At 69.3% G+C, this 11,077-nt stretch carries 12 protein-coding genes; 10 read left to right on the top strand and 2 right to left on the bottom strand.

Going from position 1 to position 11,077, the window contains the following annotated elements:
- The first annotated feature begins 20 nt into the window (after positions 1 to 20).
- The 7 genes from IP93_RS02325 (at position 21) to IP93_RS02295 (ending at position 5,818) form a co-directional block, all read left to right on the top strand.
- Positions 21 to 1,115: a class I SAM-dependent methyltransferase gene (locus tag IP93_RS02325; RefSeq protein WP_144811562.1), complete on the top strand. Its 1,095-nt coding sequence runs from the start codon at positions 21 to 23 to the stop codon at positions 1,113 to 1,115.
- Positions 1,103 to 1,681 carry a DUF3261 domain-containing protein gene (locus IP93_RS02320; protein WP_144811561.1) on the top strand — a complete coding sequence of 193 codons (579 nt, stop codon included), beginning with the start codon at positions 1,103 to 1,105 and terminating at the stop codon, positions 1,679 to 1,681. Before IP93_RS02325 ends, IP93_RS02320 begins: the two co-directional genes overlap by 13 nt.
- Positions 1,678 to 2,868, top strand: coding sequence for a beta-ketoacyl-ACP synthase (locus IP93_RS02315; RefSeq protein ID WP_144811559.1), 1,191 nt, complete (start codon positions 1,678 to 1,680; stop codon positions 2,866 to 2,868). Before IP93_RS02320 ends, IP93_RS02315 begins: the two co-directional genes overlap by 4 nt.
- Positions 2,868 to 3,329 (top strand): hotdog family protein, encoded by a 462-nt coding sequence (locus IP93_RS02310; RefSeq protein ID WP_144811557.1) that lies wholly within the window; start codon positions 2,868 to 2,870, stop codon positions 3,327 to 3,329. Before IP93_RS02315 ends, IP93_RS02310 begins: the two co-directional genes overlap by 1 nt.
- 20 nt (positions 3,330 to 3,349) lie before the next feature.
- Positions 3,350 to 4,078, top strand: a complete 729-nt coding sequence (fabG, locus tag IP93_RS02305) for a 3-oxoacyl-ACP reductase FabG (RefSeq protein WP_199747060.1) — start codon at positions 3,350 to 3,352, stop codon at positions 4,076 to 4,078.
- Positions 4,075 to 5,316 carry a beta-ketoacyl-ACP synthase gene (locus IP93_RS02300; RefSeq protein ID WP_144811555.1) on the top strand — a complete coding sequence of 414 codons (1,242 nt, stop codon included), beginning with the start codon at positions 4,075 to 4,077 and terminating at the stop codon, positions 5,314 to 5,316. Before fabG ends, IP93_RS02300 begins: the two co-directional genes overlap by 4 nt.
- 64 nt (positions 5,317 to 5,380) lie before the next feature.
- On the top strand, positions 5,381 to 5,818 hold the full coding sequence (locus tag IP93_RS02295; protein ID WP_144811554.1) for an excinuclease ATPase subunit: 438 nt from the start codon (positions 5,381 to 5,383) through the stop codon (positions 5,816 to 5,818).
- 15 nt (positions 5,819 to 5,833) lie between these two features.
- On the opposite strand, the gene IP93_RS02290 is transcribed toward IP93_RS02295, so the two are convergent.
- On the bottom strand, positions 5,834 to 6,133 hold the full coding sequence (locus tag IP93_RS02290) for a DUF2782 domain-containing protein (protein ID WP_242006704.1): 300 nt from the start codon (positions 6,131 to 6,133) through the stop codon (positions 5,834 to 5,836).
- A 159-nt stretch (positions 6,134 to 6,292) separates the two neighbouring features.
- Here IP93_RS02290 and IP93_RS02285 point away from each other — a divergent pair, with 159 nt between their 5' ends.
- From IP93_RS02285 to polA, 3 genes are read left to right on the top strand one after another with little or no spacing between them, the layout of a single operon-like run.
- A complete protein-coding gene (locus IP93_RS02285) occupies positions 6,293 to 6,667 on the top strand; it encodes a PA2779 family protein (protein WP_144811552.1) in 375 nt (124 codons plus the stop codon).
- On the top strand, positions 6,667 to 7,653 hold the full coding sequence (locus IP93_RS02280; RefSeq protein WP_144811550.1) for a PA2778 family cysteine peptidase: 987 nt from the start codon (positions 6,667 to 6,669) through the stop codon (positions 7,651 to 7,653). Before IP93_RS02285 ends, IP93_RS02280 begins: the two co-directional genes overlap by 1 nt.
- 23 nt (positions 7,654 to 7,676) lie before the next feature.
- Positions 7,677 to 10,499: a DNA polymerase I gene (polA, locus tag IP93_RS02275; RefSeq protein ID WP_144811548.1), complete on the top strand. Its 2,823-nt coding sequence runs from the start codon at positions 7,677 to 7,679 to the stop codon at positions 10,497 to 10,499.
- Between the two features lie 245 nt (positions 10,500 to 10,744).
- Here the strand turns inward: polA and IP93_RS02270 are convergent.
- The coding region (locus IP93_RS02270; RefSeq protein ID WP_144811546.1) for a transposase at positions 10,745 to 11,077 on the bottom strand (333 nt) is incomplete at its 5' end.

The following is an 11,077-nucleotide window of genomic DNA, read 5'->3' as shown; positions in this document are numbered from 1 at the left end:
ACCACCCTCGGACCCGACACGTGAACCACTTCGACCAAGACCGACACAGCGCCCTGCAGGCGAAACAGGAAGCACAGCGCATCGCCTTCGGCCCGTTCGTCTTCCAGGCCTCCAAGGCGCTCCGTGACCTGGGCGTGCTGCGCGCCATCGAGGCCGCGGGCGACGACGGGCTGGCGCTGGAGGAGATCGTCGAGCGGGTCGGGCTGTCCACGTATGCCGTACGCGTGCTGGCGGAAGCGGGACTGGGCATCGGCAGCCTGGTGCTGAAGCAGGACCGCTTCGTGCTCAGCAAGCTGGGCTGGTACCTGCTCAACGACCCGATGACCCAGGTGAACATGGACTTCACCCACGACGTCAACTACAAGGGCCTGTTCCACCTGCAGGAAAGCCTGGTCGAGGGCCGACCCGCCGGACTGAAGGAAATCGCGCCCGGATCACGGACCGTGTACGAGGCGCTGGCCACGTTGCCGGGCCACATCCGCGAAAGCTGGTTCAGGTTCGACCACTACTACTCGGACAATTCCTTCCAGAGCGTGCTGCCGCTGATCTTCAGCGAGCCGGTGGCGTCGATCCTCGACGTGGGCGCCAACACCGGCAAGTGGGCCATCGCCTGCGCCAACCATGCGCCCGACGTGCGTGTGACCATGTGCGACCTGCCCGGGCAACTGGCCCAGGCACGCGTGCACGTCGATGCGCGCGGCTTCGGCGACCGGGTGGCCGAACACCCCATCGACATTCTGCGGCCGGAGCTGCCGCTGCCCGGCGGCCATGACGTGATCTGGATGAGCCAGTTCCTGGACTGTTTCTCCGAGGACGAGATCGTGATGGTCCTGGAGAAGGCGGCGCGGGTGATGACGCCGCGGACCCGGCTGTACATCATGGAAACGTACTGGGACCGGCAGCGCTTCGAGAATGCCGCGTTCTGCCTGCAGCAGACCTCGCTGTATTTCACCTGCATTGCCAATGGCAACAGCCAGATGTACCACTCCTCGGTGCTGCACCGGTGCATCGAGCGCGCCGGACTGGCGGTGGCCGAGGAGGTCGATGGCGTGGGCATCAGCCACACCGTGACCAAGGTGGTGAAGCGCCAGCAGGACGCCGCGTGCGCCGCCTGATCGCCGCACTGCTGGCCGTGCTCGTGCTGGCCGCGTGCGCGCATGCACCGCCGCGCCCAGCAATCGAGCTGCCGCCGCTGCGGCTGTCGCCGGCCTCGCTGGGTCGGGAGGTCGCGGTCCAGCAGCAACTGCATTTCAGCTTCGGCACGCAGGCGCGCGACATGGACGCGCTGCTGGAGGTCGAGGCAGGCGAGGTGCGGCTGGTGGTGCAGGCCATGGGGCAGGCCGGTGTGCGGCTGTTCTGGGACGGACAGGCGCTGCGTCAACAGCGTGCCGCATGGTTGCCGCCCGCGGTGCGTGCCGAACGGGTGCTGGACGACCTGCAGTTCGCGCTGTGGCCGGTCGATGCGATCCGCCGCGCGTTGCCGCCAGGATGGACCCTGCACGAGGCCGGCGACGTCCGCCAGCTGATGCACGACGGGCGCGCGTGGCTGTCGGTGGCCCGCGGTGAAGCGGGCGGGCTGCGGCTGGAGAACCTGGCCGAAGGCTATCGGCTGGACATCGCCACCATCGCCAGTGAAGACGCGACGCCCGGATCGCAATCGGCCGAGGGCGGGCGTCGATGAGCGCGCCGCCGGTGTACTTGAACGAACTGGGCATCGTCTGTGCGCTGGGATGCGGCCAGCAGGCCGTTGCCGGCGCGCTGTTCGCCGCCGACGCCGCGCGCGGCGTGGCGACCACGGATGGCTACACGCCGGGGCGACCGTTGCCGCTGGGCGCGGTGCAGTCTGCGCTGCCCGACCTCGCCGATTGCGAAATGCCCTTCCGCAGCCGCAACAACGCCCTGCTGCGCGCCGCCTTCGCCCAGATCCGCGAGGCAACCGCCGCCGCCATCGAGCGCCATGGCGCGCACCGGGTGGCCGTGGTGATCGGCACCAGCACCTCGGGCATCGGCGAGCCGGAGCGCGCGCTGCCGCACCTGCTGGCACACGGACAGTGGCCGGCGGACTTCCACTACGAGCAGCAGGAGATGGGCGCGCCATCGCGCTTCGTCGCCCGCGAGTCCGGCGCGCGCGGTCCGGCGTGGACGATCTCGACCGCGTGTTCGTCCAGTGCCAAGGCGCTGGCCTCGGCGGCCCGCCTGTTGCGCGCCGGCATCGTCGATGCGGTCATCGCCGGTGGTGCGGACTCGCTGTGCGCGTTCACCATCGGCGGGTTCAGTGCGCTGGAATCGGTGTCCGCGCGCCGCTGCAATCCGTTCTCACGCCACCGCGACGGGATCAACATCGGCGAAGGCGCGGCACTGTTCCTGCTGACCCGTGGCCCCGGCCCGGTGCGGCTGGCCGGCTGGGGCGAGAGCTCGGACGCGCACCACATGTCGGCGCCCGAACCGCAGGGCACCGGCGCCATCGCCGCGATCGCACAGGCGCTGGCGCGCGGCGGCATCGGTGCCGACGACGTGGGCTACGTCAACCTGCACGGCACCGCGACGCCGCAGAACGATGCCATGGAGAGCCGGGCGGTGTTCGCCACGCTGGGCGAGGCGGTGCCCATGAGTTCGACCAAGCCACTGACCGGGCACGCGCTCGGTGCCGCCGGTGCGATCGAAGCCGGGTTGTGTTGGCTGGCGATGGCCCGCAACCCGGGCAACCACCTGCCGCCGCACTGGTGGGACGGCGCGGCTGATCCCGGACTGCCCCCGCTCGATTTCGTCGTCCCTGGCCGTCGCACGCAGGCACCGTTGCGCTACGTGCTCAGCCAGTCGTTCGCATTCGGCGGCAGCAATGCCGTGCTGTTGCTGGGAGAAGGCTGATGGCGCACGGGTTTCCCATCCATGACATCGAGCAGGTGATCCCGCACCGTGGGGCGATGCTGCTGCTGGATCGCGTGCTGGACTGCGATGCGGAGTCCGTCGCCGTCGAGCTCACGGTGCCCATCGACAGCGCCTTCCACGTGGATGGCGGCGTGCCCGCTTATGTCGGCGTGGAGTACATGGCGCAGGCGGTGGCCTGCTGGGCCGGGTGCCAGGCGCGCGAGCGCGGCATGCCGCCGCCGGTCGGCTTCCTGCTCGGCACCCGCCGCTACGACAGCGCCGTGCCCGCCTTCGACAGCGGGCAGCGGCTGCGGGTAGAGGCGCGCCGCGAGATATTGGGCGAAAATGGCCTGGGGGTTTTCGCCTGCCGCATCCTGGCCGAAGGCCGGGAGCTGGCCACGGCCAACGTATCGGTGTTCGAACCACCGGACGCGATGGCCTACCTGGAAAACGAAGCATGAGTGGGGGCAGTGGAATGGGGATGGACACGACCGTGCTGGTCACGGGCGCGAGCCGCGGCATTGGCCGCGCCATCGCGTTGCGTGCGGCACAGGACGGCTTCGACGTGGTCGTGCACTACCGCAGCCGCGCGGAGGACGCCGAGGCCGTGGCCGCGCAGGTGCGCGCGCTCGGTCGCCAGGCACGGGTGCTCGGCTTCGACATCGCCGACCGTGATGCCGCCGCACAGGTCCTGACCGCCGACGTGGAAGCGCACGGCGCCTACTACGGCGTGGTGTGCAACGCCGGCATCGCCTGCGATACCGCCTTCCCGGCGATGACCGGCGAGGAGTGGGACCGCGTGGTGCACACCAACCTCGACGGTTTCTACAACGTGCTCAACCCGCTGGTGATGCCGATGGTGCGGCGGCGCAAGCCGGGCCGCATCGTCACGCTGTCATCCGTGTCGGGGCTGGTGGGCAACCGCGGGCAGACCAACTACAGCGCCGCCAAGGCCGGCATCATCGGCGCGACCAAGGCGCTGGCGCTGGAACTGGCCAGCCGCGGCATCACCGTCAACTGCGTGGCGCCCGGCCTGGTCGATACCGAGATGCTGGGCGAAGAGGTCATCGAACACGCGATGAAACTGATTCCCGCCAGCCGCCTCGGCCGCCCCGAGGAAGTGGCCGCCACGGTCGCATTCCTGCTCTCGCAGGACGCCGGCTACATCACCCGCCAGGTGATCTCGGTCAACGGAGGCATGGTCGGATGAGCCAGCTGCAACGACGCGTGGTCGTCACCGGGGCCGGTGGCATCAGCCCACTGGGCAACGACTGGGCCAGCATTCATGCGCGCCTGCGCGAGTGCCGCAACGCGGTGCAGCGCATCGATGCGTGGGACGTCTACGAAGGCCTCAACACCAAGCTGGCCGCGCCGGCGGCACCGTTCGAACTTCCGCCGCACTACAACCGCAAGACCACGCGCAGCATGGGCCGCGTGGCGCTGATGGCGGTGCGCGCCAGCGAACTCGCGCTGGAAGACGCCGGCCTGCTCGGCGATCCGGTGCTCACCAGTGGGCGCGTCGGCGTGTCCAACGGATCCTCCGCGGGCACGCATGCGGCCATCGGCGACTTCGGGCGCATGCTCAACGAACACACCACCGCCGGCATCAACGCCACCACCTACATCAAGATGATGAGCCATACCGCGCCGGTGAACATCGGCGTGTTCTTCGGGCTCACCGGTCGCGTCATCACCACCTCCAGCGCCTGCACCTCGGGCAGCATGGGCATTGGCGCCGCGTACGAAGTGGTGCGCGCCGGCAAGCAGGTGGCCATGCTCGCCGGCGGCTCCGAGCAGATGGACGCCACCGCCTCGGCGGTGTTCGACACCCTGTTCGCCACCAGCGTGCGCAACAACGAGCCGCACCTGACGCCGCGCCCGTTCGACGCCCACCGCGACGGCCTGGTGCTGGGCGAGGGCGCGTGCACGCTGATCGTGGAAGACCTGGAGCACGCGCAGGCGCGCGGCGCGAAGATCCTGGCCGAGGTCGTCGGCTACGGCACCAACAGCGACGGCGCGCACGTCACCCAACCCAGCGCGGAGACGATGGCGACCGCGATGCGCCTGGCGCTGGACGATGCCGGCCTGCCGCCGGAGGCGATCGGCTACGTCAACGCCCACGGCACCGCTACCGACCACGGCGACATCGCCGAGTCGAATGCGACCCGGCAGGTATTCGGCACGCGCATGCCGTTCTCCTCGCTCAAGAGTTACATGGGCCACACCCTGGGCGCGTGTGGCGCGCTGGAAGCGTGGATGAGCATCGAGATGATGCGTGACGGCTGGTTCGCGCCCACGCTCAACCTGCAGCAGGTCGACCCGCGCTGCGGCGAGTTGGATTACATCACCGGCGGCGGCCGCGCGCTGCAGACCGAATACGTGATGAGCAACAACTTCGCCTTCGGCGGCATCAACACTTCGCTGATTTTCCGCCGCTGGCAGGACTGACGCCCACGGCAAACCCCGGCACCGGCATGCGCCGATGCCTTCATCTCGACAAGGAGTACGTTGCATGACCCGGATCACCATTGCCACGCTGGCCGCGCTGCTGGCCTTCGCCCCCACGGCCGACGCGCGCGAAACGCGCCTGGAGCTGTCGTTGCAGGAACTGGTCAGCTCCGATGCCGCCAAGGCCGCGGGCATCGATGGCAGCGTCAGCTTCCACCTGGCCGGGCAGAAGGTTGCCGTGGCCAGCCGCATGGGCGAGGGCGTGGCCAACCGCAAGACCAATGCCGCCAACAAGTCCGACGAGGAGGCTTGCCGCTGGGTGGCGTTGTCGGCGCTGCGCGCGTTCCAGGACAGCGCGAAGGCGCGCGGGGCCAACGCGGTGGTGGACATCGTCAGCTATTACAAGAAGAACGAGTTCCGTAGCAGCACGAACTACGAGTGCCACGCGGGCACGTTCGTCGCGGGCGTCGCGCTCAAGGGCACCTACGCCAAGGTCAAGTGACCCCGGCTGTCCGGCTCACCAGCCGAACAGCTTCCAGTACACCGGCGACACCGGCCCCTCGCCCTTGCTGCTGTCGAGGTGGCCGTCGCCGTCGCGGTCAATCAGGTAATACGGGGCACCGCGCAGCGGGGTGATCTTCACCACCTTCAGCTGCCCGGCGACGCGGTGCTCCTCGATCACGTCGCCGTTCTCGCCGCTGCGGGTGGTGACGGTGGCGCCTTCCAGCGCCGCCGTCGGGTCGCTGTTGTCTAGGCTGGCGCAGGCCGACGTGCCCACAAGGCAGGCGGCAAGCAGGACGATGGGCAGCAGGCGCATGGCCGGATTCCGTGGCGGCGGGACTCCAGCATACCCGGTCGCGTGCGGATCGGAACGGGATGGCCGCTCCAGGCGGGGGATGGGTCGCGGGCGCCTATTTCTCGGGAGCTTCACCCCGGGCGTGGCATTACGGGTGCGTCCCATGACAGGAGAGGCCCCATGTTCCGCAAGTTCGTTGTCGCGCCGGTCCTGGTCGCCGCACTGGTGGCCGGCGGCTACGCCAGCACCGCCCAGGCGGCGGTGATCAGCACCCAGCAGGCATTGTCGGCCGAGCGTCGCGCCGCCACGGAAACCCAGGTAATGCAGGCCTTCGCCCGCGACGACGTGCGCCAGGCCATGGAGCGGATGGGCGTGGACCCGGCCAATGCCGAGGCTCGCGTGGCCTCGCTCAGCGATGCCGAGTTGATGCAGGTGCAGGGCCAGATCGACCGGCTGCCGGCCGGTGGCGGTGCGCTGGCGGTGATCGGCGTGGTCTTCGTCGTGCTGCTGATCCTCGAACTGGTCGGCGTGATCGACATCTTCAAGCGCGCCTGATGCCCGCTGGCATGAAGGCGGCCGCGGGCGTCCTGCTCGCCGCCGCGCTGTCAGGCTGCGCGATCGGGCCTGCGCTGCGGGTGGCCGATGCCGTGCCTGACGCGCCGGCAGTGCTGCTGGAACAGGTGCCCTTCCATCCGCAGGACGCGTACCAGTGCGGCCCTGCCGCGCTGGCGATGGTGCTCGGGGCCAGCGGCGTCACGGTTGAACCGGATGCCCTGGTAGACCAGGTGTACCTGCCGGGCCGCGAGGGCAGCCTGCAGGTGGAACTCGGGGCGGCCATGCGCCGCGCCGGGCGCATCCCCTATCCGGTGGCGTCATCGCCGGAAGGGCTGCTGCAGGAAGTGCACGCCGGTCGCCCGGTGCTGGTGCTGCAGAACCTGCTGACCCGCAGCGTGCCCCGGTGGCACTACGCGGTGGTGGTGGGTTCGGACCCGGCGCGCAACCGGATCATACTGCACAGCGGTACCCGGCGCGCGCTGGCGATGCCGGCGCGCAGCTTCCTGCGTACGTGGGATTGGGGCGGGCGTTGGGGCCTGGTGGCGCTGCGTCCGGGTGAGCTGCCGGCCAAGCCGGACGTCGCGCCGTACCTGGCCGCCGTGGCCGATTTCGAAGCGGTGGCGGGTGCGGCGGCGGCCCGGCCGGCCTACGAAGCGGCCTATCGCCGGTGGCCCACCCAGCCGTCGATGCTGCTGGCCATGGGCAACCTGCGGCATGCCGCCGGCCAGCGTGAAGACGCGGCGCGCTTCTACCGCGACGGACTGGCGCAGGCACCGCAGGATGCCGTGCTGGCCAACAACTTCGCCAGCGTGCTGGGCGAACTGGGATGTCGTCGCGAAGCACTGGCAGTGCTGGACGCCCACCCCGGGCGCGATCCGCGCTGGGCCGGTGCGTTGGCCCAGACGCGCGCCGAGGTGAAGGCGGGCAAGTCGCGCCGGCAGGCGGCCTGCAGCCGATTGGGGTTGCCGGCGGCCACGGAGCGCTGAACGCGGCGTCGTAGAATCGCCGGATGAACGCACCGCGCCCCCGCCTCGTCCTGATCGACGGCTCCAGCTACCTGTACCGCGCGTTCCACGCGCTCCCGCCGCTGAGCAACGATGCCGGCGAGCCCACCGGCGCGTTGTTCGGCGTGGTCAACATGCTGCGCGCCACGCTCAAGGACAAACCCGACTATGTCGCCTTCGTGGTCGATGCGCCGGGCAAGACCTTCCGCGACGACCTGGACCCGCAGTACAAGGCCAACCGCCCGCCCATGCCGGATGACCTGCGCGCGCAGGTCGAGCCGATGATGCAGGTGGTGGAGGCGCTGGGCATGCCGATCCTGCGCGTGCCCGGCGTGGAAGCCGACGACGTGATCGGCACGCTGGCGGTGCAGGCGGCCACGCACGGCATCGACGTCACCATCTCCACCGGCGACAAGGACTTCGCCCAGCTGGTGCGCCCGCACATCGCGCTGGTCAACACCATGACCGGCAGCCGCACCGATTCGGACGAGGCGGTGATCGAGAAGTTCGGCGTGCGCGCCGACCAGATCGTCGACTACCTGTCGCTGATGGGCGACAAGGTCGACAACATCATCGGCGTGGACAAATGCGGGCCCAAGACCGCGGCCAAGTGGCTGGACGAGTACGGCACGCTGGACGGCGTGATGGCCCATGCGGACGAGGTGAAGGGCAAGCTGGGCGAGAACCTGCGCGCGGTGCTGCACCGGCTGCCGCTCAACCGCGAGCTGGCCACGATCCGCACCGACGTCGAGTTGGAGCAGGCACCGACCGACCTCGCGCTGCGCGAGCGCCACGTAGAGGACCTCAAGGTGTTGTACGCGCGCTATGGCTTCAAGCAGGCGTTGAAGGAACTGGAAGGCGCGAGTGGTGAGGGCGGTGCCGGCGATGGCGGCGACGCAGGGGGCGCAAGCGGGTCAGCTCGCGCAGGCGGCGGCGCTACCGGCCTGCGCAGCACCGCGGCCGGCTACGCGCGTGGCTCCAGCGCCGACGACGAAGCGCTCGATCCGGCCCTCGCCGCGCCCGGCGAGTACGAGACCGTGTTCACCGACGCGCAGCTCAGCGCGTGGATCGCCAAGCTGCGCGCCGCCGACGAATTTGCCTTCGACACCGAGACCGACTCGCTGGATGCGATGCGCGCCAACCTGGTCGGCATGAGCTTCGCCGTGACGCCAGGGGCGGCCTGCTACATCCCGCTGGCCCACGACTACCCGGGCGTGCCGGCGCAACTGGACCGCGCCGCGGTGCTGGACGCGCTGCGTCCACTGTTCAGCGACGCCAGCAAGCGCAAGCTCGGCCAGCACGGCAAGTACGACCTGCACGTGCTGCGCCGCCACGGCGTGGACGTGGCCGGTTACGCCGACGACACCATGCTGGAGAGCTTCGTCTACAACGCCACCGCCACCCGCCACGACATGGATTCGCTGGCCCGGCGTTACCTGGGATACGAGACCATCCCGTACGAGCAGGTGGCGGGCAAGGGCGCCAAGTCCATCCCGTTCCCGCAGGTGGCCATCGACGATGCCAGCCGCTATGCCGCCGAGGACGCCGACGTCACGTTGCGCCTGCACCGTGTGCTGGCGGCGAAGCTGGCCGCCGAACCGATGCTGCAGCGCGTGTACCGCGAGATCGAGATGCCGCTGGTGCCGGTGCTGACGCGGATGGAAGCCACTGGCATGAAGGTCGATGGCGATGAACTGCGGCGCCAGTCCGCCGACCTGTCCCGGCGCATGCTGGCCGCGCAGCAGAAGGCTACCGAACTGGCCGGCCGCACCTTCAACCTCGATTCGCCCAAGCAGCTGGGGGCCTTGCTGTTCGACGAACTCAAGCTGCCGGTGCTGGTGAAGACCCCCGGCGGCGCGCCCTCGACCAACGAGGAGGCGCTGGAGGCGATCGCCGACCAGCACGAGCTGCCGCGCGTGATCCTCGAGTACCGCGGCCTGGCCAAGCTGCGCAGCACCTACACCGACAAGCTGCCGGAGATGGTCAATCCCGACACCGGCCGCGTGCACACCAGCTACCACCAGGCCGGTGCCGCGACCGGCCGCCTGTCCAGCAGCGACCCCAACCTGCAGAACATCCCGATCCGCACCGACGACGGCCGCCGCATCCGCCGCGCGTTCGTCGCCCCCGAGGGCCGCCGCATCGTCGCCTGCGACTACTCGCAGATCGAATTGCGGATCATGGCCCACCTGTCGGAGGACGCCGGCCTGCTGCGCGCCTTCGCCGCCGGCGCGGACATCCACCGCGCCACCGCCGCGGAGGTGTTCGGCAAGGCCATCGACGCGGTCAGCGGCAACGAGCGCCGCGCCGCCAAGGCGATCAACTTCGGCCTGATGTATGGCATGAGCGCGTTCGGCCTGGCCCGGCAGCTGGGCATCGGCCGTGGCGAAGCCCAGGACTACATCGCGCTGTACTTCGACCGCTACCCGGGCGTGCGCGAGTTCATGGAGCGCACCCGGCAGCAAGCGCGCGAGCGCGGCTACGTGGAAACCGTGTTCGGCCGCCGCCTGTACCTGGACAACATCCACGCCCGCAACCAGGGCCTGCGCGCTGGCGCCGAGCGCGCGGCGATCAACGCCCCGATGCAGGGCACCGCGGCCGACATCATCAAGCGCGCCATGATCGACATCGACGGCTGGCTGGCGGGCCACCGTGAGCGCGCGTTGATGGTGCTGCAGGTCCACGACGAACTGGTGTTCGAAGTGGAGGCGAACTTTGTGCCAACGCTGTTGGAGGAGGTTTCCGGCCGCATGGCGGGTGCCGCCGAACTGCGGGTTCCGCTGGTGGTGGACAGCGGCAGCGGGCAAAACTGGGACGAAGCGCACTAAACGGCGGAGATGCCGGCATTTGTGATGGTTTTCCCGTAATGAATGTTTCCTGAATCCAACAAATCCTTAACCCGAATCTTCACGAACCATCCATGTTGGAAGTGGTCATATAGACCGTGACAGGTGCAACGCCTGTCGCAGATCTCTCCCTCCCCTGGAGTGATCCCCGGAGCAGGCACCCCTCCCCAGGTCCTGCTCCCCAGCCCCGCCGGCCCCCCCTGCCTGCGGGGCTTTTTATTGGTTCTTCACCCAAGTCCGGGGAAGGCAGCCCGGATCTTCAGGAAGAAATAGGCGTCATCGCGGTAGCCGTAGGCGATGCGCTTGATGACCTTGATTCTGTTGTTGATGCCTTCCAGAAGGCCTGTATGCATGGGCCAGCGCACCCGGCTGACGATGCCGCGCCAATAAGGCCTCAGGCACTTGGCGAAGTGGATCAGGGCCGGGATGCCACTTTCATGGGCATGGCGTAGCCACTGTTTCCATGCACGACGCCACGTTTGCGCCGTTGGGGCGTTCCACAGTGCCTTGAGCTGCTCTTTCATCACGTAGACCACCATGAGCGGTTGGTTGGCCTCCAG

The sequence above is a fragment of the Aerolutibacter ruishenii genome (assembly GCF_007830115.1).
GTDB classification, from domain to species: Bacteria; Pseudomonadota; Gammaproteobacteria; order Xanthomonadales; family Xanthomonadaceae; genus Aerolutibacter; species Aerolutibacter ruishenii.
The sequence above is the reverse complement of the archived record's forward strand: the minus strand, read 5'-3'. Positions and strand labels throughout refer to the sequence as shown.

Coding starts and splice junctions, on each gene's coding strand:
- IP93_RS02300 (WP_144811555.1), top strand. CDS start 4,075: ATGAGCCAGCTGCAACGACGCGTGGTCGTCACCGGGGCCGGTGGCATC.
- fabG (WP_199747060.1), top strand. CDS start 3,350: ATGGACACGACCGTGCTGGTCACGGGCGCGAGCCGCGGCATTGGCCGC.
- IP93_RS02295 (WP_144811554.1), top strand. CDS start 5,381: ATGACCCGGATCACCATTGCCACGCTGGCCGCGCTGCTGGCCTTCGCC.
- IP93_RS02310 (WP_144811557.1), top strand. CDS start 2,868: ATGGCGCACGGGTTTCCCATCCATGACATCGAGCAGGTGATCCCGCAC.
- IP93_RS02285 (WP_144811552.1), top strand. CDS start 6,293: ATGTTCCGCAAGTTCGTTGTCGCGCCGGTCCTGGTCGCCGCACTGGTG.
- IP93_RS02315 (WP_144811559.1), top strand. CDS start 1,678: ATGAGCGCGCCGCCGGTGTACTTGAACGAACTGGGCATCGTCTGTGCG.
- polA (WP_144811548.1), top strand. CDS start 7,677: ATGAACGCACCGCGCCCCCGCCTCGTCCTGATCGACGGCTCCAGCTAC.
- IP93_RS02290 (WP_242006704.1), bottom strand. CDS start 6,133: ATGCGCCTGCTGCCCATCGTCCTGCTTGCCGCCTGCCTTGTGGGCACG.
- IP93_RS02280 (WP_144811550.1), top strand. CDS start 6,667: ATGCCCGCTGGCATGAAGGCGGCCGCGGGCGTCCTGCTCGCCGCCGCG.